We start from the raw sequence: 21,440 nt of genomic DNA, 5'->3' as shown, positions 1-21,440 counted from the left end.
GGCCTGATATTTGGTGCTGCATTCCTTCGCCGTCAGGCCTGGTGCCGCATCGTCGCCGGTAGCCGCCGCCGCTTTGGGCGTCTCGGCGGGTTCTGCCGCCGCGCTGGCGCCGGCAGCGCATTCGCTCTTGCGGAAGTCGTTCCACTTCATGCCATTCAACGTGCCGGCGGCCTTCGCAGCCTGATATTTGGTGCTGCATTCCTTCGCCGTCAGGCCTGGTGCCGCATCGTCGCCGGTGGCAGCGCTGGTGGTGTCTGCCTTGGCTGGCGCGGTGTCGGTTGCGGTGGCGTCGGTGCCGCATTGTGCCTTGCGGAACTGGTTCCAGTTCTGTCCGCCAAGTGTTCCAGCGTCCTTGGCCGCGTTATACTTGGTGCTGCACTCGGCCATGGTCAGCGCATTGGCTGGCGCTGCCAGGAACAAGGTCACGACGGCAAGACCCGTCAAAGTGGCAATTCGATGGATGAGCATGCGTTTTCTCCCGTACAGGGTTCATGATATGTCCCTCAACAAGCAATAGCGCTCAACGACTGGTTGCGCCAGATGCTAAGTAGCGTAAAGACCGTTTGGAAGCCGGATTCTTTCCATAAGGTGATGAAATCGTTGTGGGCTATGGGTCTCCCAGGTGAATCTTTCCGACTGCATTTGCACGGAGAGCGCGTATTGGGCGGCCCACGTCCAAGACATCGCCGGCCGGTGCGGCGGTCCCGAATGCGGCTCGGCGCGGAGCAGCACGGCGCGCGAATTTGGGTTGAGCCACCTTGACACATCATCCGGACTCCAGTGCGTTTGAGTTGAAGTTCCTGAACGCTGCTGCCGCATACAGGGCAGGAACTTGAAGACCACCACATCAGCGTGACACAAATCACACAAAACAACGATTTTCTAAGGAATGGTGACATATAATCGTGCATTGTGATGATAGGGCTCGGGCCAATTTGTGGCATGACGTGCCGGGGAAGAACCATCGGGAAGCTGACTAGCATGGCAGGAAGTTATTTCGGTACGGACGGCATTCGCGGGCGCGCCAACAGGTTTCCAATGACGGCGGAGGTCGCCATGAGGGTCGGCATGGCCGCCGGCCTCTCATTCCAGCGCGGCAACCACCGCCACCGCGTCGTGCTCGGCAAGGACACCAGACTTTCCGGCTACATGATCGAGAATGCGATGGTGTCGGGCCTGTGCGCCGCGGGCATGGACGTGTTCTTGCTCGGCCCGATTCCGACACCTGCCGTCGCCATGCTGGTGCGCTCGTTGCGCGCCGACATCGGCGTGATGATCTCGGCCTCGCACAATCCTTATTACGACAACGGCATCAAGCTGTTCGGCCCCGATGGCTACAAGCTCTCCGACGAGATCGAGGAGCGCATCGAGGGGATGCTCGACAAGGACATCGATCTGGCGCTCGCCGATTCGGATGGGCTTGGCCGCGCCAAGCGCGTCGACGGCGTCCATGACCGCTATATCGAATTCGCCAAGCGCACGCTGCCGCGGTCGATGTCGCTTTCGGGCCTCCGCATCGTCGTCGATTGCGCCAACGGCGCTGCCTACAAGGTGGCGCCCGAGGCGCTGTGGGAACTCGGCGCTGAGGTCGTCGCGATCAATGTCGAGCCCAACGGCTTCAACATCAACAAGGAGTGCGGCTCGACCCATCCGGCCGGCCTGCAGAAGAAGGTGCACGAAGTGCGCGCCGACATCGGCATCGCGCTCGATGGCGATGCCGACCGTGTCGTCATCGTCGACGAGAATGGCGCGATCGTCGATGGCGACCAGATCATGGCGCTGATCGCCGAGTCCTGGCATCAGAGCGGACGGCTGGCCGGCGGCGGCGTCGTCTCGACGGTGATGTCGAATCTCGGCCTCGAACGCTTCCTCGGCGACATGAACCTGCAGTTGCATCGCACCAAGGTCGGCGACCGCTATGTCGTCGAGCACATGCGCGCGCACGGCCTGAATGTCGGCGGCGAACAGTCGGGCCACATCGTGCTGTCCGATTTTTCTACGACCGGCGACGGCCTCGTCTCGGCGCTGCAGGTGCTCGCCTGCATCAAGCGGCAGAACCGGCCGGTCAGCGAACTGTCGAAGAAGTTCGCGCCGGTGCCGCAGCTTCTGAAGAACGTCCATATTTCCGGCGGCAAGCCGCTCGAGGAAGCCCCGGTCAAGGCGGCGATCGAGGATGCGCGCCACCGCCTGGGCAAGTCCGGGCGCCTGGTCATCCGGCCATCCGGCACGGAGCCGCTCATCCGCGTCATGGCGGAAGGCGACGACCAGCAACTGGTCGAGGCCGTCGTCAACGACATCGTCGAGGTCATTTCGGAAACGCGCAGCGCCGCCTGATCCTGCGCTTCTGGCAGTTTGAAAGCCCGCCCTCCCGGCGGGCTTTTTTCGTTGGATTGCACGTCAATTCATCCACGGGAAATGACGCGAATCCTGAAAGATCTAGAGGTTCATGGTTAAGCGATACGGTTAAACGCCTTTTAACTTTTCCAATTCATTATCCACGATTGAAGCCAATCATATTCGGACGCGTTCGCTGTGCCGAGGGTTCTCAGGGGTGACAAGCATGTTCAATACAGCAAGAATGGCCCTCTTTGCGGCGCTGTTCGCGGGCGTAGCCGGACCAGTGTTCGCCGCCGACTTCGTGGAGCCGCCCGTGATCGAGCCGGCCCCGCCGCCGGCCGCCTACGAGCAGCCAGTCGAGTATGGCGGCTGGTACATTCGCGGCGACATCGACTATCACTGGTCGAAGTTTCGCGGCGCCGACTACATCACCTATGGTGATCCGCCGGGAACGGGCAGGTTCGACAGCGGCAAGCTGGAGAGCGCCTTCTCGGCCGGTGTCGGCGTCGGTTACCAGATCAACCAGCATTTCCGCACCGATCTGACCGCGGACTGGATGAGCAAATCCAAATTCCGCGGCTCGACCAGCGGGTTTTGTGGCATTGATCAAACGCCCTGTACTTCGGTCGACACGTCGTCCTATACGGCGCTGCTGCTTCTTGCCAACGCCTATGTTGATATCGGCACATGGCACGGCGTCACGCCCTATGTCGGCGCCGGCATCGGCGGCGCCTGGGTCAAGTGGGATACGCTGCACAACAGCGACGACGACGGTGAGTTCGAGCATGGTGGCGGCAAGGGCTGGCGTTTTGCCTATGCTGCCATGGCGGGTGCGTCCTACTGCCTGACCGACCGGGTCAAGCTCGATGTTGGTTACCGTTTCAGCCACATCAATGGCGGGAAGATGTTCAACTACGCTTCAGACAGCAATGTCGGTCCGGGTTATGACAAGGGCATCAACACGCACGAAGTGCGCGGTGGCCTGCGCTACCAGTTCGGCAAATCGGACTGCGCCCAGCCGGAGCCGATCGCCTACGAACCCGAACCGATCTACACCAAGTAATCGCTTCGAGTGCAGGTTTGCGGACCGCCCGGCCAAGGCCGGGCGGTCTTCGTTTGCGTCGGGGTCAGTCTAAAGCGCATCGGAATCAATTCGCTAACGCTATGTTATCCTTAACCGCCACTTAACCACTATGGTTAACAATGCCTCTTGAAACGGCGCTCGCAATCGCGAATGGCGCCACCTTCGGGAGCCGGGGACATGACAGTCAAATCGCGCACAGCGTTGGTGCTTGCAGCAATCGTCCTGATGCCGCTGCAGGCTCTTGGCGCCGACTACGATCCGCCGATCTATGTCGACCAGGCACCGGACTATGTGCCGGTCGAGGTCGGCTCCGGATGGTATCTGCGCGGCGATGTTTCCTATCTGCCGGAGAAGAGCTTCGAAAATGAGGATTTCGCCTTCACGCCGGCGAGCTTCAGCAACAAAGAAGACCCCATCTTTGCCAGCATCGGCTTCGGCTACCATTTCAACGACTATCTGCGCGCCGATCTCAACCTCGGCTATCTGCCCGGAAACAAGATCAGCGTCGGCTATGACGATTCAGCGACCGCGGATCCAGCGACCGTGGCATCCGGAACTCTGAAAAACTACGCGTTCTCAGGCATGCTGAATGGCTATGTCGATCTTGGCACCTATGTTGGGATCACGCCCTATCTCGGCGCGGGTATCGGCGTCGTCCAGAGCAAGCGCAAGCTTTCGGCGAGCTATTTCACCGACAACGATGACCCTACCGACGATTTCGTTCTGCAGGACAACAAGACCCAGTATTCTTTTGCCTATACGCTGAATGCGGGCCTTGCCTATCAAGTATCCAAGAATGTTTCCGTCGATCTGGGCTATCAATATTTTTCCGCACCCGATGCTGAATATGCCACCGCAGAAGATTTGGATTCGTATCCGATCCGCAAAGGGATCAGCAATCACCAAGTCAAGGTCGGATTACGCTACGACCTCTGGTAGGCACGGCGAAAGCCTAGGAATGGCAGCGGCGGGCTTCGGTCCGTCGTTCTGTTTTCGGCTGATGGAGACTTAGTATCCTGCCAGCGACGAAAACTTTCCCCTTGACGCCCGAAGCCTGAGCGCATATCGCCGTCCGTGGGCCACCCCTCCCCAACGAGGGGCCACTATCTGGAAGGATAGACCACGATGACGACACATACGAAGCCCGGACTCCGTCCGGCAAATCCCAATTTTTCCTCAGGTCCCTGCGCAAAACGTCCCGGCTGGTCGGTCGAGGCGCTGAGCAATGCCGCGCTCGGACGTTCGCACCGCGCCAAGATCGGCAAGACCAAGCTCGAACAGGCGATCGAGCTGACGCGGGAGATCCTCCAGGTTCCGGCCGATTATCGCATCGGCATCGTGCCGGCGTCGGACACCGGCGCGGTCGAGATGGCGCTGTGGTCGCTGCTCGGCGAGCGCGGCGTCGACATGGTCGCCTGGGAGAGTTTCGGTTCCGGCTGGGTCACCGATGTCGTCAAGCAGATGAAGCTCGCCGACGTGCGCAGGATCGAAGCCGGCTACGGCGCGCTGCCAGATCTGACAAAGATCGACTTCGACCGCGACGTGGTCTTCACCTGGAACGGCACCACATCAGGCGTGCGCGTACCGAACGGCGATTTCATCCCGGCCGGCCGTAAGGGCCTGACCATCTGCGATGCCACGTCGGCAGCCTTTGCACAAAGACTCGATTTTCAGAAGCTCGATGTCGTCACCTTTTCCTGGCAGAAGGTTCTGGGCGGTGAAGGTGCGCACGGCATGCTAATCCTCAGCCCGCGCGCCGTCGAGCGGCTGGAAAGCTACAAGCCGGCCTGGCCGCTGCCGAAGATCTTCCGCCTGACGTCGGGCGGCAAGCTCATCGAAGGCATCTTCAAGGGCGAGACCATCAACACGCCGTCGATGCTGTGCGTCGAGGACTATCTCGACGCGCTGCGTTGGGCGAAGTCGATCGGCGGGCTCGACGCCTTGATTGCCCGCGCCGATGCCAATGCCGCCGTTCTCGACGGTTTCGTCCGCAGATCCTCGTGGCTCGGCCATCTGGCCACCGATCCGGCGACGCGGTCGAACACGTCGGTCTGTCTTTCCTTCACCGACCCGGATGTCGCGGCGTTCGATGCCGACGGACAAGCGGCTTTCGTCAAGGGCATCGTCTCGGCGCTCGACAAGGAAGGCGTCGCTTACGACATCGGCGCCTATCGCGATGCGCCCCCCGGCCTGCGCATCTGGTGCGGGGCCACGGTCGAGACATCCGACCTCGAAGCGCTGCTGCCCTGGCTCGACTGGGCCTTTGCCGCGCAAAAGGCGTCGCTCAAGGCGGCCGCCTGAGTTTCCCGTGGCGGCCCTCGGGCCGCCCTTTCCCAAACGGATCAATTCCCATTCAAAGGAGGCCGCTATGGCGCCCCGCGTTCTCGTCTCAGACAAACTCTCCCCTACCGCCGTGCAGATCTTCAGGGATCGCGGCGTCGAGGTCGATTACTTGCCCGATCTCGGCAAGGACAAGGAGAAGCTCCTTGAAGTGATCGGCCAGTATGACGGCCTCGCCATCCGTTCGGCGACGAAAGTCACCGAAAAGCTGATCAACGCCGCCACCAGATTGAAGGTGGTTGGCCGCGCCGGCATCGGCGTCGACAATGTCGACATCCCGGCGGCGAGCCGCAAGGGCATCATCGTGATGAACACGCCCTTCGGAAATTCGATCACCACCGCCGAGCACGCCGTCGCGATGATCTTCGCGCTCGCTCGCCAGATACCTGAAGCCAATGCCTCGACCCATGCCGGCAAATGGGAAAAGAACCGCTTCATGGGCATCGAGATCACCGGCAAGACGCTGGGCATCATCGGCTGCGGCAATATCGGCTCTATCGTGGCCACGCGCGGCGTCGGCCTGAAGATGCACGTCATCGCGTTCGACCCGTTCCTGTCGGACAGCCGCGCCGAGGAGCTCGGGGTCGAGAAGGTCGAACTCGACGAACTGTTCGCCCGCGCCGATTTCATCACCCTGCACACGCCGCTGACCGACAAGACGCGCAACATCATCGACGCCGCCGCGATCGCCAAAATGAAGACCGGCGTACGCATCATCAACTGCGCCCGTGGCGGGCTGATCGTCGAGGCCGACCTGATCGCGGCGCTGAAAAGCGGCAAGGTGGCAGGTGCCGGCATCGATGTGTTCGAGGTCGAACCGGCGGAGAAGAGCGAACTGTTCGGCATGGAGAATGTGGTGGCGACGCCGCATCTCGGCGCGTCGACCACCGAAGCGCAGGAGAATGTCGCCCTGCAGGTCGCCGAGCAAATGGCCGACTATCTGATCAAGGGCGCCGTTTCCAACGCCATCAACATGCCGTCGATCACCGCCGAGGAGGCGCCGCGCCTGAAACCTTTCGTCAAACTTGCCGAAGTGCTCGGCGCCTTTGTCGGCCAGGTCACAGAGGATCCGATCAAGGAGGTCGAGATCCTGTTCGACGGCTCGACCGCGACGATGAATACGCGCGCGCTTATCAGTGCCACTCTTGCCGGGCTGATCCGGCCGCAGGTCTCTGACGTCAACATGGTGTCGGCGCCGATCATGGTTAAGGAGCGCGGCATCATCGTCGCCGAGGTCAAGCGCGACAAATCCGGCGTGTTCGACGGCTATATCAAGCTGACGGTCAAGACCGAGCATAAGACGCGTTCGATCGCCGGCACCTGCTTCTCGGACGGCAAGCCGCGCTTCATCCAGATCAAGGGCATCAACCTCGACGCCGAAGTCGGCCAGCACATGCTCTACACGACCAACGCCGACGCGCCGGGAATCATCGGTCTGCTTGGCACGGTCTGCGGCGAGAACGGCGTCAACATCGCCAACTTCCAACTCGGCCGCAACCGGCCTGGCGGCGATGCTATCGCGCTGCTCTATCTCGATGCGCCGTTTCCGGACAACGTGCTGGAACAGGTGCGGGCGCACAAGTCGATCGACTCCGCCAAGAGGCTGCATTTCGATGTGGGCGGCGCCTGATCTGAATTTCCGAGAAGGCATATGAAAGGCGCGGCCTGGCCCGCGCCTTTTTCACCCTATATCGCCATCTTCCTTCCGCTGTATTCGGCGAGGCTGATGCCGCCAAGCACCAGCACGAGAGCCAGGCCTTGATAGGGCTGGAATGTCTCACCGACGATCAGCACCGAAAGCAGCGTTCCGAAGATCGGCACCAGGTTGATGAACAGGCCGGCCCGATTGGCGCCGATCAGCTCGTTGCCCCTGATGTAGAAGAGTTGCGAGACGACCGAGGCGCCGATCGCGGTGTAGAACGCGATCGCCCAGCCGCGTGCATCGGGGACGATGACCTTGCCGGCGGCCACCTCCCACAGGAAGAAAGGCACAGAGGTGGCAAGTGCCGCAACCGACAGCGCCAGCATCAGGCTCTGCCAGCGCATGGCCGGCTTCAGCCGCAGCCCGACCGAGTAGAGGCTGTAGCAAAGCACTGCGATCAGCATGATGGCGTCGCCGAAGTTGAGATCCAGCTTGAGAAGCTGGCGCAGATCGCCGTGGCTGGCGGTCAGGGCAACGCCGATGATCGTCAGCACGACGCCGGCGATCTGCACCCGGTTCACACGCAGGCGAAACAGCACGAAATTGGCGAGGATGATCACGATCGGTATCGCCGCCTGCTCGATCGAGACGTTGATCGCCGTCGTGTAATTGAGCGCCGTGTAGAAGATCGCGTTAAAGAAGGTGAAGCCGCAAGCGCCGAGCCCGCCAAGCAGCAACCAATGCCTGCGCATCACCGGCCAGTCCTCGCGCAGCGTTCGCCAGCCGATCGGCAGCATGATCAGAACGGCCAGAAGCCAGCGCAGGAAGACCAGCGTCATCGGCGAAATGTGATCGACCGCCAGCTTGCCCGCCACGGAGTTGCCGCCCCACAGCAAGGTGGTGAACAGCAGGAACAGATAGGCGGTCCGATGCATAGCGACTTCCAGCCGGGGAGGCAGGCGAAGGGTCTTTGCCGACCTATTGTGGTGATTCGCCCAAGTAAATGATGTCAAAGGCGAAAATTGTTGTGCCTGAGAGCGATTTCGGCGGCAAAGAATGGTCGCGCTCGCCGGGTCTTGACGTTATAGAGCGACGTACGTTCACCTGGACGCACAACTACGTGTTCCAAGGGCTTTGAATCTTCGCATCGTGCTTACCGAAAATAGATTCCGATTTTCGGGCCGATGCGATAGAAGCCTGTCGTTTCGATCCATTTCAATCCGCTCCGAGCGGCGCCTCAGGGGAAAAGAAACATGGCCAATGTGGTGGTCGTCGGCTCGCAATGGGGCGACGAGGGCAAAGGCAAGATCGTCGACTGGCTGTCGGAACGCGCCGACGTCGTCGTGCGCTTCCAGGGCGGCCACAATGCCGGTCATACGTTGGTCGTTGACGGCAAGGTCTACAAGCTGTCGCTGCTGCCCTCCGGCGTGGTGCGGCAAGGCAAGCTGTCCATCATCGGCAATGGCGTCGTCTTCGATCCGCACGCCTTCGTCGCGGAAGTGGCGAAGTTGAAGGCGCAGGGCGTCGAGGTGACGCCGGAGCGCCTGAAAATAGCCGAAAACACCGCGCTTATCCTGTCGCTGCACCGGGAGTTGGACGGATTCCGCGAGGATGCCGCCTCCAATTCCGGAACGAAGATTGGCACGACCCGTCGTGGCATCGGCCCCGCTTACGAGGACAAGGTGGGCCGGCGCGCGGTCAGGGTGATGGATTTGGCGGATTTGGAAACGCTGCCCCTGAAGGTCGACAGGCTGCTCACGCATCACAATGCGCTGCGCCGCGGGCTCGGCCACGCCGAAGTCACCCATGAGGCGATCATGAATGAGCTGATTTCGGTCGCCGACGAGATCCTGCCCTATATGGACCGCGTCTGGAAGATCCTCGACGACAAGCGCCGCGCCGGCGAACGCATCCTGTTCGAGGGCGCGCAAGGCACGCTGCTCGACATCGATCACGGCACCTATCCGTTCGTCACCTCGTCCAATACGGTCGCCGGCCAGGCCTCCGCCGGTTCCGGCGTCGGCCCGGGCGCCATCGGCTATGTGCTCGGCATCACCAAGGCCTATACGACGCGTGTCGGCGAAGGTCCGTTCCCGACCGAACAGAAGAACGAGATCGGCGAGTTCCTGGGCACGCGGGGTCACGAGTTTGGCGTCGTCACCGGCCGCAAGCGCCGCTGCGGCTGGTTCGATGCCGTGCTGGTTCGCCAGGCCGTCGCCGTCAACGGCATCAAGGGCATCGCGCTGACCAAGCTCGACGTGCTCGACGGGCTGGACGAGATCAAGGTCTGCACCGGCTATCGGCTCGATGGCGAGGCGATCGACTATTTGCCGGCCAGCCAGGGTGCTCAGGCGCGCGTCGAACCGGTTTACGAGACGCTGGAGGGCTGGAAAGGCACCACCGCCGGCGCCAGAAGCTGGAACGACCTGCCGGCCCAGGCCGTCAAATATGTCCGTCACATCGAGGAACTGATCGGCGCGCCGGTCGCACTCCTTTCCACCAGCCCGGAACGGGACGACACAATACTTGTGACCGATCCGTTTCAAGACTAGATTCTCAGCCGTTCCGGGCATCGCGGCCGATTTGCGGAGGCCGGCCCAGAAACGAAATGCAGGTCGACTGAAGCATGGCAGATTTTGTTGGTCCTCTGAAAAGGACGCTCGGCGGGCTCAGCAACCCGACGCCGGAGGTGCGCGCGAGAGTCTATGACAAAGCTCGCGTCACCATCGCAGACAAGCTGGCCAAGAACACACCGCCGCTGGCGCCGTCGGTAATTGCCCAGCATAAGCGTACCTTGGAAGACGCCATTGCCAGCGTCGAGCGGGAGTATGCCAAGCCTGCGCCGGCATCCGATCCACTGGCGGAACTGGAGGACATCTTCTCCTCCATTGATCGCAACAAGAATCAATCCAGCCATGTCCGGCAGCCGGTGAAGACCGAGCCGGCATGGCAGCCGGCGCCAGCCGCCAAGGCGGTGCCGAATTGGCAAAAACCGCCGTCCGTTGCTTCTTCTCCAGAGCGCGCCGATCCCGTGCCATCGGAAACGGATATTCCAGCGGCGGACGACAAGGGCGATGTTTTCAGGGACGATGTCTTTTCCGACGACGGGCCGGCGCCGTCCGGTACCTTTCCGCGTCCGCGTCCGGCCGAGCGCAAGCGCAGCTATGGCGGGCTGATTGCCGCTGTGGTCGCTTTGCTCGTTGTTGCCGGCGGTGGCTACGGCATCTGGCTGAACAAGGACGCGTTCAGCAGCATGTTGGGTCTCAACAGTTCCGAGGTCGCAACGACCAAACCACTGGTGAAGCCGGCGGCCCCCGCCGACCCGGTTGCCGATGCCGACCCGGCCGCCGATGCTGCGGCAAGGCCCCCGGCCGAACCGGCTGCAACGGACACCGAGGGCGCAAAGTTCACCCAGCGCCTTACGCCCGAGGGCGGTGAGGTCGATCCCGGCCCCGCTTCAGGACAAAGCGGCATCGGAGAGGGCGAATCCGTCGCAGCGCTGACCACGCCGCCGCCGGCCACTCCCGTGCCTCAAGCGCCAGCCGGCGATGCGCAAGCCACGAATGAGCCCACCACGCCGGGCGCGGCCCCGGCGGCAACACCGCCTGCCGACGGAGCCACGCCGGATACCGCAGCCCCGGCAGCGCCGACCCCGGGTGCCACACCGGCAGCGCCTGCGGAAACCGCGCTGGCGGTCGGCCAGAAGGCGATCTTCTACGAGGAGCGCACCAGCACCGCTCAGGGCTCGGCCGAGCCCGGCAGCATCGTCTGGTCGCTTGTGCAGGAATCGCCCGGCGGCAATCTGCCGCCCGAGCCGGCGATCCGCGCCGAGGCGAGCATCCCCGGCAAGGACGTGCAATTGCGCATGACCATCCGCCGCAACACCGACCAGACGCTGCCAGCCAGCCACATCATCGAGATGATCTTCCTGACGCCTGATGGCTTCGAGGGCGGCGGCGTCGACAACATCTTGCGCGTCGCCATGAAGGGCTCTGAACAGGATGCAGGCAGTCCGCTGATCGGCATCCCGGCCAAGATCGCCGACGGCTTCTTCCTGGTCGCACTTAACGACACCAAGGCGGACGAAAACGCCAATCTGACCCTGCTGCGGGGCCAGAACTGGATCGATGTGCCGGTCGTCTACAAGACCGGACGGCGGGCGCTGCTCACCATGGAAAAGGGCATTCCCGGCGAGAAGGTGTTCGACGAGGCGTTGAAGGCCTGGCAAGCGAAGACGGCTGGCTGAGGCTCGCCCACCAGCCCAACGCTCCCTTTGGCTCAGAAGCCCTGGAACAGCATATCGAGTGCGGCCACGATGTCGTCATGGTGCTTCGACAGATTGCCACCGGCCTGGCGTAGTTCGGTATCTGTCACGGCCGATATGAATTGGGTGACCATTACATAGTCTTTTCCATCGATGACGAAGATCGGGTTCAGGCGGCGACCCGGTACGGGCGCGCTATTGGGCGGCAGCAGCGGTACGACGACGCGTGTGTTGAGGTGTCCAAGAAGATCGCACTGAACGTCGAGTAGATAGGCATCGCCTTCGACATTGTGGTAGAGGTCGTAGCGAGCCATCAAAACAGCCGATATTTGGCCAATGGCAGCCCGTTGCGCCTCACATACTCATTTGAGCTTTCGATCGCTTCCCTGTTCTCCAGTAACCAGCGCCGCGATTTCTCATCCGAAATCGCCTTTGCAATTCCCTGTTCGGCGGCGCGCGACATATTTATGCCGAGTGCTTTTGCCTCCTCGATCAGCTTTGAATCGATCGAGGTGTTGACGGACTTTCGCTGCGATTTCGGGATGGAATGATGCATTGGATTCGCCCTGGGTTATGCGCATAGTATATGCGCATAAGGTTCAGGTCGCGACGCTTTTCAGTCCTTCGCCATGGCCGTCCTCCGCCGAAGGCTCCTCACCCCTCCATCTCCTCGCGCAGCATCTCCAGCTCCAGCCACTCCTCCTCGAGCGCTGCCAGCGTGGCGCGCTCCTGGTCGAGGGCGGCGATGGTCTTCTGGAACGAGGCCGGGTCGCGCTCGTAATAGGCCGGGTCGGCTATGTTGTTCTCCAGCCGCGAAATCGAGGCTGTCACCGCCTCGATCTTCTTCGGCAGCGATTCCAGTGCGAATTTCTGCTTGAACGACAGTTTCTTCGCTGGTCCCTTCGGCGCAGCCGCTTCGGCCCTGCCCACCGCTGTCGCCTCGCCGGTTTCGGCCTTCGGCCGCGCCTTGCGATCATCGAGCCTGGTGCCGCCGCGCTGCGCCAGCATGTCGGAATAGCCGCCGGCATATTCGATCCAGCGGCCGCCGTCGTCCGGTGCGATCAGGCTGGTCACGGTGCGATCGAGGAAATCGCGGTCATGGCTGACCAGGATGACCGTGCCTGCAAAACCTGCGACCAGTTCCTGCAGCAGTTCCAGCGTCTCCATGTCGAGGTCGTTGGTCGGCTCGTCGAGCACCAGCAGGTTTGCCGGCCGTGCCAGCACACGGGCCAGCAGCAGCCGCGCCCGCTCTCCGCCCGAAAGCTCGCGCACTGGCGTGCGCGCCTGTTCCGGCTTGAACAGGAAGTCCTTCATGTAGGAGACGACGTGGCGCTGCTCGCCGTTGATGACAAGGTTCTCGCCGCGCCCGTCGGTGAGATATTGCGCCAGCGTCTCTTGCGGATCGACCGCCTCGCGCTTCTGGTCTAGCGTGGCGATCTCCAGATTGGTGCCGAGCCGCACCGTGCCCGAGTCCGGCTTCAATTCGCCGGTCAGCATCTTCAGCAGCGTCGTCTTGCCGGCGCCGTTCGGCCCGACAAGGCCGACGCGGTCGCCGCGCTGGATGCGGGTCGAGAAGCCCTTGACCACGGTGAGGTCGCCAAAGCTTTTCTCGATGTTCTTGGCTTCGATGACCAGTTTGCCGGATTCGGCCGCGTCGCTGGCCACCATGGTCGCCGCGCCCTCGGCGCCGCGATGGCCGCGAAAACGTTGGCGCATGGTCTGCAGTTCGCCGAGCCGGCGCATGTTGCGCTTGCGTCGCGCCGTCACGCCATAGCGCAGCCAGTGCTCCTCGCGCACGATCTGGCGGCCAAGCTTGTGCTGCTCGCGCTCTTCCTCCTCCAGCACCTGGTCGCGCCATTCCTCGAAATGGCCGAAGCTCTTGTCGAGCCTGCGGGTCTGGCCGCGATCGAGCCAGACGGTGGCGCGCGACACGCGTTCGAGGAAGCGGCGGTCGTGTGAGATGACGATCAGCGCCGAAGAGGTGCGGACAAGTTCCTCCTCCAGCCATTCGATGACTGAAAGATCGAGATGGTTGGTCGGCTCATCGAGGAGGAGAATGTCGGGCTCCGGCGCCATGACGCGGGCAAGGGCAGCACGGCGCGCCTCGCCGCCGGACAGGTCGTTCGGCCGTTCCTCGCCGGACAGGCCGAGATGCTCCATCAGATAGGTGGCGCGGTAGGGATCGTCGGCGGGTCCGAGCCCCGCCTCGACATAGGCGCGGACGCTGGCGAAACCGTCCATGTCGGGCATTTGCGGCAGGTAGCGCACTGTCGCAGAAGGCTGGCGAAACACCTCGCCGTCCTGCGGCTCGATCAACCCTGCTGCGATCTTGAGTAACGTCGACTTGCCCGAGCCGTTGCGGCCGACCAAAGCAATCTTGTCACCGGCCGACGCTGTCAGTTCCGCCCCGTCGAGCAGCGGCGTGCCACCGAAGGTCAGTTTTATCCCGTCGAGATTGAGAAGTGGCGGCGCCATGTCAGCTTTCGGGTAAGGGAAAAGGATGGGCGAGCAACAGCGCGCGGCCGCTGTCCAGCGCGATTTCGAGCCGACCCTTGACCTCATTGGAAAGGGTCAGCGACGAGCCGAACGCCACCTCGACATGGTTCAGCGGCCATTTGGCGCCGGAGACGGTCAGGCCGGAAAGATCGGAGAAGTCGAGAATCGAAAACAGCGTGCCGTCGGCGTAGTCGAAGCCGGCCTTTCCGGGGAGCAAGGGGATGCCTTCCTGCGCCCCGCTGGTCAAAAGCACGTCCGTCCCGCTTTCCGCCAGTCGCAGGCTGAGCGCCAGATGCAGAAATGCGTGGTCGATGCGCCTGCCGCCGAACGCGCCTGCGAGCACGAGGCTGGTCGCGCCGCGTTCGAGCGCGGCAGCGATGGCCAGTTCGCCGTCGGTGTTGTCCTTTTCGGCCGGAAACACCTGACGGGGAACGGCGGTCAGATCGTCCGGCAAATCCGCCGGGACGGAATCGAAGTCACCGACCCAGAGTTCCGGCGTCACGCCCAAAGTCCGGGCATGGCCGATGCCGGCATCAGCGGCGATGACGCGTGTGCCGGCGACCTGGCGGTCGAGCAGCGGCGTGCGGATAAGATCGCCGCCAAGCAGGATGGTGAATGCGCTCATATCTCGTGGCCCTTACCAGCCCTGCCCAGGAAACGGAAGGCGAAACGGAAGGCCGCGCTCCGGATGCCCGGCAAACTTCCGCTTGCGCCGCACTTGGGCCGGGCCTATGTGTCGAAACGCTCTAACGGGGTGCTGGACGCGATCTTCGCGGACCAGCTGAGAGGCAACGATGCCAACCCGCTGAACCTGATCCGGCTTGTACCGGCGGAGGGATTAGACGTTTCGGAAAACCCGACGCCTCAATTCCTTTCAATGCGAACGAAGGAGGCGCCGATGCGCACGTTTTTATACCCCCTTGTTTCGGCAATACTGCTGGCGGCGTCCGTTCTCGCCGGCACCTGGCCGGCATCCGCGCAAGAGAAACTCACCGTCTATACCTATGAGAGTTTCACCGCCGATTGGGGTCCAGGCCCCGCGGTGAAGAAGGCCTTCGAGGCGGAATGCGGCTGTACTCTTGATTTCGTCGCGGTCGCCGATGGCGTCGCGCTGCTCAACCGCGTCAGGCTGGAAGGGGCCGCTACCAAGGCCGATATTGTGCTCGGCCTCGACACCAATCTGACGGCGGAAGCCAAGGCCACCGGCCTGTTTTCGCCGCACGGCGCGGTAATCGACGTCAATGTGCCGGGCGGTTGGAGCGATGATATTTTCGTGCCGTTCGACTATGGTTATTTCGCCGTCGTCTACGACACCGAAAAGCTGAAAAACCCGCCGAAGAGCCTGAAGGAATTGGTCGAGGGCAATGCCGATGAGAAGATCGTCATCCAGGATCCGCGTACCTCGACGCCCGGTCTCGGGCTGCTGTTGTGGGTGAGGTCGGTCTATGGCGACAAGGCTCCGGAAGCCTGGGCCAAGCTCAAGGCGAAGGTGCTCACAGTGACGCCGGGCTGGAGCGAGGCCTATGGCCTGTTCACCAAGGGCGAGGCGCCGATGGTGCTGTCCTACACCACATCGCCGGCCTATCACATGGTCGCCGAAAACACCGAACGCTATCAGGCGGCGTCCTTCGAGGAGGGCGAGTATCTGCAGATCGAGGTTGCCGGCATCACCACGTCAGGTGCGAAGAACCCGCTGGCGGAACAGTTCATGGCTTTCATGACAGGGCCGAAATTCCAGGATGTGATCCCCGAAACCAACTGGATGTTCCCGGCCGGCAAGACCGACAAGCCGCTCAATCCGGCCTTCGACAAGCTCGTCAAGCCGACCAAGACCTTGATGTTCAGCCCCGAAGAGGTCGCCGCCAACCGCAAGGCCTGGGTCGACGAATGGCTGTCGGTAATGAGCAAGTAGCTGGCTTTGGTAACTGTCAACCACCCCCCTCTGGCCGGCGGCCAGAGGGGGGTGGACGAGAACGCGACCTTCGCCAAGCATTTCCGTCATTCAACACCCATCGCAGTATTGGGTAACGGCGAAATGCAGATCCGCCATCCCGCTGACTCCCGCGTCATCGCCGGCATCGTCGCGCTTGCCGCCATTGCACTGCTGATTGGCGGAGCGTTCGTCGGGCTCATCCTTGAAGGCGCACGCGACCCTTCCGGCGCTGCGTCGGCCTTCGATTCCTATCTCTTCCGCGTCGCCCGCTTCACGCTGTGGCAGGCTTTGCTGTCGACGCTGCTCTCCGTCGTGCCGGCACTGTTGGTCGCTCGGGCGCTGTCGCGGCATCCGCGTTTCTTTGGCCGCGACCTGATCCTGCAGCTTTTCGCCGTGCCGCTGGCGCTGCCGGCCATCGTCGCGGCGCTCGGCATTCTGGCCCTTTATGGCCGTGCCGGCTATTTCGCCGGCGTGCTCACTGCGATTGGCGGTCAGGGCTGGCCGGGCATATACGGCCTGTCCGGCATCCTTGTCGCCCATGCCTTCTTCAATCTGCCGCTGGCCACGCGGCTGTTCCTCGAAGCGCTGGGGACAGTGCCGGCCGACCAGTGGCGGCTGGCGAGCCAGCTCGGCATGGGCGCCAGGCCTGCCTTCCGGCTGATCGAATGGCCGACGCTGCGCGCGGCACTGCCGGGGGTCGCCGGGCTTGTCTTCATGCTCTGCATCACGTCCTTCACCATCGTGCTGACGCTGGGCGGCGGTCCGCGCGCGACGACACTGGAGGTCGCCATCTACCAGGCGCTGCGTTTCGATTTCGATCCTGCCCGCGCGGTGACGCTGACGCTGCTGCAGATCGTGCTGACCTTCATCGTGGTGCTGGCGTTGATGCGGCTCGGCGCCAACACTGTCGGTGACGCCAATCTGCCGGTCGCGCCGCGCCGGTATCTTTCGCCAAGCATCGTCGAGACCGTGCTGAACGCCGCATTGATCGTTCTGGCATTGCTGTTCGTCGCCGGGCCGATGGCGGCCACGGTGACGTCAGGCCTTGGCGCCGATCTCGGCCGGCTGGCGGGCGAGAGCGCGGTGCGGCAAGCGACGCTGACCAGCGCCGTGCTCGCCTTGCTGGCGGCGCTGCTTTCGGTGGCGCTGTCGCTGTCGCTCGTCATGGCACGGCGGGCGCTGGCCTTAAACCATCGCATCGGTGCCAAGACGCTGCTCGAACACGCCACCGATACCGGCGCCGGCTTCGTGCTCGTCGTGCCGCCCATCGTCATCGGCGCCGGCTGGTTCCTGCTCCTGCGCACTGTCAGCGACGTCTTTGCCATCGCCCCTGTCATGGTCGTCACCGTCAATGCGGTGATGGCGATGCCGTTTGCCATCCGCGCCATCCGGCCCGGCTATGATGCGGCGAGCGAACGCCACGAACGGCTCTGTCTGCTGCTTGGCATTACGGGGTGGAACCGGTTCCGGCTGGTCGACTGGCCGTCGTTGCGGCGGCCGCTCGCCACAGGTTTTGCCTTTGCCATGGCGCTGTCGCTCGGCGATCTTGGCGTCATCGCCCTGTTCGGCAGCGATTCCCTGCAGACATTGCCTTATCTCCTGCTGGCGCGCATGGGCAGCTATCGCACGATGGACGCCGCAGGCCTGGCGTTGCTGCTCGGTCTGGTCTGTCTCGCGCTTGTCCTGGCCGCGAGCTGGCTGGGACGGAGAGAGAAATCATGACGCACAACAGCGCGGAAAACGATACGGCCGTGCGGCTGGAAAAGGTCTCGTTCAGCTATGGCGAAGCGCCGTTCTTATTCGATGTCGAGTTCGCCGCTTCGAAGATCACCGCCATCATGGGGCCGAGCGGCTCGGGGAAATCGACGCTGCTCAATCTGGTGGCCGGCTTCGAGATGCCGCGATCGGGCCGCGTGCTGATCGGCGGCGCCGATGTCGGCGCCAAACCACCTTCGGCGCGGCCGGTATCGATGGTGTTCCAGGAGAACAATCTCTTTGCCCATCTTTCGGTCGAACGAAATGTCGGGCTCGGCCGCTCGCCGTCGCTCAGGCTGACCGAGGCCGACCGTGCTGCAATCGCCGGGGCGCTCAAGCGCGTCGGCCTTGCCGGCAAGGAGCAGCGCCTGCCGCGCGAACTGTCCGGTGGCGAGCGGCAGCGTGTCGCGCTCGCCCGCGTCCTGGTGCGCGACCGGCCAGTGCTTTTGCTCGATGAGCCGTTCGCCTCGCTCGGACCGGCGTTGCGCGACGACATGCTCGATCTGGTGGCCGGCGTCCATGCGGAGCGGCGCATGACGGTGCTGTTCGTCACGCACCAACCGGAAGATGCTCGCCGTATCGGCCAGGACATGGTGTTCCTGGACAATGGCACGGTTGCCGCTACGGGTGCCGCGGCCGGTTTTTTCACCAAGGCTGGACCGGAGGCCTTCAGGCACTATATCGGTGCAGGTCCGTTTGGCGGCGGATCACGAGATATTGCCCGGAAGCGGACATAATTTACGGCCAAACCGGCTTCAGGCCATGTGGCGCTTGCTTGCCATGGTCAAAGTAGTGTGGCTAGGTCCTCCGATACTGGTCCGGCATAGGGTGTGATTTGCCACTACGGTGCGCCGCGGATGCTGGTGGCGCGAAGGACGCTGTGGCAGTTTGATTTTGCGCATGATCCTTTCTGAAAATCGATACCCGATTTTCGGGTCATGCGCTGAGACCCGAAAGGAAGCTATTCTGCCGACCGGCACCGACAGAGTGAGAAGGAATCCGCTGGCGCGCTTCCTCGCGCTGGCTGGCTTTGCCGTGGCGCTGGCAAGCTGCCAGATGTTCACGCCTCCGGACGTTCAGGAATCCGGCTTCCAGCCTTCCAGCAAGCCGATCACGGTCGACAATGTCGCCGCCAACAGCAGGCTCGCCGAAATGGCGAAGGCGCAGCATCCGCGCATCCTCGCCACCTATGGCGGCGAATATTCCGACCCCAAGCTCGAGCGGATGGTCGCCAAGGTCGTCGGCCGCCTGACCGTGGTGTCGGCCAATCCGACCCAGACCTACCGCATCACGATCCTCAATTCGCCCAACGTCAATGCTTTCGCATTGCCGGGGGGGTATCTCTATATCACGCGCGGCCTGTTGGCGCTGGCCAACGATTCGGCCGAGCTCGCCGCTGTCATCGCGCATGAGATGGGCCACGTCACGGCAAACCACGGCCTGCAGCGCCAGCAATTGGAGGCTGAGGAAGGACTGGCGACCAAGGTCGTCTCCGACGTGCTCGGCGACAACCCGACCGCCAAGGCGGCACTGATCCGCGGCAAGCTGCGGCTTGCCCAGTTCTCGCGCAATCAGGAACTGGAGGCCGATGGCATTGGCATCAAGTCGATCGGCGAGGCGGGCTTCGATCCTTTTGCCGCCGGCCGCTTCCTGCAGTCAATGTCGGCCTACACCGACTTCCGCTCGATCAGCGGTGCCACCGACGCCAGCCTCGACTTCCTGGCTACGCACCCCAACACGCCGCAGCGCATCGAACTGGCGCAGCGCCACGCCCGCCAGTTCGGCGCGCCTGGCGTCGGCACGCGCGACCGCGACCCCTTTCTTGCCGGCATAGACGGGCTGCTTTACGGCGACACGCCGGAAGAAGGCTATGTGCGCGGCGAAACCTTCCTGCACCCGGGCCTCGGTGTGTCGTTCTCGGTGCCCGACGGTTTCATCATCGACAACTCGGCCGCGGCGGTGACGGCGACAGGGCCGGGCGATATGGCGATCCGCTTCGACGGCGTTTCGATCGACAAGAGCCGCTCGCTGACCGACTATATCCGCAGCGGCTGGGTGGCCGGTCTCGATGAGAGCAGCGTGCGTCAGGAGACGATCAACGGCAGCGAGGCGGCGACGGCGCATGCCAGCGCCGAGGGTTGGCAGTTCGACATCGCGGTGATCCGCGCCGGCGGCCAGGTCTACCGGCTGTTGACGGCGGCCCCTTCCGCCAGCACCTCGCTGGACGCGGTGGCGCGCTCGGTCAGCGGCTCCTTCCGCATCTTGAGCGCGGCCGAGAAAGCTGCACTGAAGCCGCTGCATATCCGCGTCGTCACGGTGCAGCCCGGCCAGACCATGGGTTCGCTCGCCGCGCAGATGGTCGGCGTCGACCGCAAGCTCGACCTGTTCCGGGTGCTCAATGCGCTGTCGCCTGGTGCTGCCGTTTCGGCCGGCGACAAGGTCAAGATCATCACCGACAGATAGGGTATGTCGATACTCAGGTGATGCGGGCCTGCAAACGCCAATTTGCCGCGCTTCCGGTGCTTTCGTACTCAAAAGTACGCTCCGCTCCGGTTCTCGGAAACCACCTGGTTTGGTCGCTTCGCGCCCGTCTTTGAGTCCGGCTCGGCCTAACCCGAATCTCAACACTCCTAGGCGGCTGTCGCCAGAAACTCGGGGTTCTGCTTCACCAGAGCTATCTTGAGCTTTTCCATGGCGCGTGCCTCGATCTGGCGGACACGCTCCTTCGAGATGCCGAGCGCCTCGCCGAGCGCTTCGAGCGTCGCGCCCTCGTCGCTCAGCCGGCGCTCCTCGATGATCCTGAGCTCGCGGGCATTGAGCGCGCCGAGCGCCGCTTTCAGCCAGAGAGAACGGCGTTCGACATCGATCGTGTCACCCACGACTTCGTCCGGCAAAGGATCGTCTGAAATGAGGAAATCCATCCGCTCGGTGGCGCCGGCATCGTCGGCGAGCGGCTGGTTGAGAGAGCTGTCTGGAGCCGAAAGACGGGAATCCATCATCGCCACGTCGGCCTCGGAAACACCGAGCGCCACCGACACCTCGCGGTAGAGCGAGGCATTCGAGATCGGCTCGGCGCCGTTCGCCAAGCGGGCGCGCAGGCGCCGCAAATTGAAGAACAGCGCCTTTTGCGCCGAGCTGGTGCCGCCGCGGACGATAGACCAGTTGCGCAGGATGTAATCCTGCATCGAGGCGCGAATCCACCACGTCGCATAGGTCGAAAACCGCACCTCGCGCTCCGGTTCGAAACGGGCCGCCGCCTCAAGCAGGCCGACATGGCCTTCCTGGACCAGGTCGCCCAAGGGCAGGCCATAGTGGCGGAACTTCGAGGCCATGGAAATGACCAGCCGCATATGCGCCATGGCGATCTGGTGCAGCGCCTGCTGGTCGTTGTCTTTCTTCCAGCGCAGCGCGAGAAGATGCTCCTCGTCGCGCTCGAGATAGGGGGCTTTCATCGCCGCACGGATCATGGTTCGCCCTGCCGTATCTTCCATCATGCCGCGCTCCCTGTTCCGGGCGTTGTGGTGGTGCGATCGCTCGTCCCTGAGCTGGCATCGTGGTTGAATTGGCGACGCCGCGCCCTACAACAGCC

17 protein-coding genes, 1 pseudogene and 1 riboswitch are annotated in these 21,440 nt (G+C 63.1%); of the genes and pseudogenes, 11 read left to right on the top strand and 7 right to left on the bottom strand.

Annotated features, from left to right (window positions below; genetic code table 11):
• Positions 1-105: 105 nt before the first annotated feature.
• Positions 106-468 (bottom strand): annotated as a pseudogene (locus tag E5X88_RS07725) (hypothetical protein); the annotation flags it as partial.
• Positions 469-981: 513 nt separating this feature from the next.
• Here E5X88_RS07725 and glmM point away from each other — a divergent pair.
• From glmM to serA, 5 genes are all read left to right on the top strand, one after another.
• Positions 982-2,334 carry a phosphoglucosamine mutase gene (gene glmM / locus E5X88_RS07720; RefSeq protein WP_126035458.1) on the top strand — a complete coding sequence of 451 codons (1,353 nt, stop codon included), beginning with the start codon at positions 982-984 and terminating at the stop codon, positions 2,332-2,334.
• Positions 2,335-2,560: 226 nt separating this feature from the next.
• Positions 2,561-3,400, top strand: a complete 840-nt coding sequence (locus E5X88_RS07715) for an outer membrane protein (RefSeq protein ID WP_292159914.1) — start codon at positions 2,561-2,563, stop codon at positions 3,398-3,400.
• A gap of 198 nt (positions 3,401-3,598) precedes the next feature.
• Positions 3,599-4,360 carry an outer membrane protein gene (locus E5X88_RS07710; RefSeq protein WP_292159911.1) on the top strand — a complete coding sequence of 254 codons (762 nt, stop codon included), beginning with the start codon at positions 3,599-3,601 and terminating at the stop codon, positions 4,358-4,360.
• A gap of 186 nt (positions 4,361-4,546) precedes the next feature.
• A complete protein-coding gene (locus E5X88_RS07705; protein ID WP_292159908.1) occupies positions 4,547-5,722 on the top strand; it encodes a phosphoserine transaminase in 1,176 nt (391 codons plus the stop codon).
• A 67-nt stretch (positions 5,723-5,789) separates the two neighbouring features.
• The gene (gene serA / locus E5X88_RS07700; RefSeq protein ID WP_292159905.1) at positions 5,790-7,391 is read left to right on the top strand and encodes a phosphoglycerate dehydrogenase; all 1,602 of its coding nucleotides are present in this window, start codon (positions 5,790-5,792) and stop codon (positions 7,389-7,391) included.
• A gap of 56 nt (positions 7,392-7,447) precedes the next feature.
• Here the strand turns inward: serA and E5X88_RS07695 are convergent, their stop codons facing one another.
• Complete coding sequence (locus E5X88_RS07695) at positions 7,448-8,338, bottom strand: DMT family transporter (protein WP_292159903.1); 891 nt, start codon at positions 8,336-8,338, stop codon at positions 7,448-7,450.
• Positions 8,339-8,656: 318 nt separating this feature from the next.
• Here E5X88_RS07695 and E5X88_RS07690 point away from each other — a divergent pair, with 318 nt between their 5' ends.
• Positions 8,657-9,955, top strand: coding sequence for an adenylosuccinate synthase (locus E5X88_RS07690; RefSeq protein WP_292159900.1), 1,299 nt, complete (start codon positions 8,657-8,659; stop codon positions 9,953-9,955).
• Between the two features lie 74 nt (positions 9,956-10,029).
• On the top strand, positions 10,030-11,649 hold the full coding sequence (locus E5X88_RS07685; protein WP_292159897.1) for a hypothetical protein: 1,620 nt from the start codon (positions 10,030-10,032) through the stop codon (positions 11,647-11,649).
• A gap of 32 nt (positions 11,650-11,681) precedes the next feature.
• Here the strand turns inward: E5X88_RS07685 and E5X88_RS07680 are convergent, their stop codons facing one another.
• The 4 genes from E5X88_RS07680 to E5X88_RS07665 all read right to left on the bottom strand — a co-directional run bounded on the left by E5X88_RS07680 (position 11,682) and on the right by E5X88_RS07665 (position 14,788).
• Positions 11,682-11,981 carry a CcdB family protein gene (locus tag E5X88_RS07680; RefSeq protein WP_292159894.1) on the bottom strand — a complete coding sequence of 100 codons (300 nt, stop codon included), beginning with the start codon at positions 11,979-11,981 and terminating at the stop codon, positions 11,682-11,684.
• Entirely contained in the window at positions 11,981-12,211 is a 231-nt protein-coding gene (locus E5X88_RS07675) for a type II toxin-antitoxin system CcdA family antitoxin (protein WP_210211064.1), read from the bottom strand. Before E5X88_RS07675 ends, E5X88_RS07680 begins: the two co-directional genes overlap by 1 nt.
• Positions 12,212-12,321: 110 nt before the next feature.
• The gene (locus tag E5X88_RS07670) at positions 12,322-14,142 is read right to left on the bottom strand and encodes an ABC-F family ATP-binding cassette domain-containing protein (RefSeq protein WP_292159891.1); all 1,821 of its coding nucleotides are present in this window, start codon (positions 14,140-14,142) and stop codon (positions 12,322-12,324) included.
• A gap of 1 nt (position 14,143) precedes the next feature.
• Positions 14,144-14,788 carry a thiamine diphosphokinase gene (locus tag E5X88_RS07665; RefSeq protein WP_292159888.1) on the bottom strand — a complete coding sequence of 215 codons (645 nt, stop codon included), beginning with the start codon at positions 14,786-14,788 and terminating at the stop codon, positions 14,144-14,146.
• 115 nt (positions 14,789-14,903) lie between these two features.
• Positions 14,904-15,018: riboswitch (TPP riboswitch) on the top strand.
• 43 nt (positions 15,019-15,061) lie between these two features.
• Between E5X88_RS07665 and thiB the strand changes: the two genes are divergently transcribed.
• The 4 genes from thiB (at position 15,062) to E5X88_RS07645 (ending at position 20,314) form a co-directional block, all read left to right on the top strand.
• Positions 15,062-16,075 carry a thiamine ABC transporter substrate binding subunit gene (gene thiB, locus E5X88_RS07660; RefSeq protein ID WP_292159885.1) on the top strand — a complete coding sequence of 338 codons (1,014 nt, stop codon included), beginning with the start codon at positions 15,062-15,064 and terminating at the stop codon, positions 16,073-16,075.
• Positions 16,076-16,198: 123 nt separating this feature from the next.
• Positions 16,199-17,818 (top strand): thiamine/thiamine pyrophosphate ABC transporter permease, encoded by a 1,620-nt coding sequence (gene thiP, locus E5X88_RS07655; RefSeq protein WP_292159882.1) that lies wholly within the window; start codon positions 16,199-16,201, stop codon positions 17,816-17,818.
• A complete protein-coding gene (thiQ, locus tag E5X88_RS07650; protein WP_292159879.1) occupies positions 17,815-18,588 on the top strand; it encodes a thiamine ABC transporter ATP-binding protein in 774 nt (257 codons plus the stop codon). The genes thiP and thiQ overlap by 4 nt, the downstream gene beginning before the upstream one ends.
• 319 nt (positions 18,589-18,907) lie before the next feature.
• On the top strand, positions 18,908-20,314 hold the full coding sequence (locus E5X88_RS07645) for a M48 family metalloprotease (protein WP_292160088.1): 1,407 nt from the start codon (positions 18,908-18,910) through the stop codon (positions 20,312-20,314).
• 167 nt (positions 20,315-20,481) lie between these two features.
• Here E5X88_RS07645 and E5X88_RS07640 read toward each other — a convergent pair whose 3' ends face one another.
• Positions 20,482-21,345 (bottom strand): RNA polymerase factor sigma-32, encoded by an 864-nt coding sequence (locus E5X88_RS07640; RefSeq protein WP_292159876.1) that lies wholly within the window; start codon positions 21,343-21,345, stop codon positions 20,482-20,484.
• Positions 21,346-21,440: the final 95 nt, after the last annotated feature.

This window comes from Mesorhizobium sp. (genome assembly GCF_004962245.1).
Classification (GTDB): domain Bacteria; phylum Pseudomonadota; class Alphaproteobacteria; order Rhizobiales; family Rhizobiaceae; genus Mesorhizobium.
The sequence above is the reverse complement of the archived record's forward strand: the minus strand, read 5'-3'. Positions and strand labels throughout refer to the sequence as shown.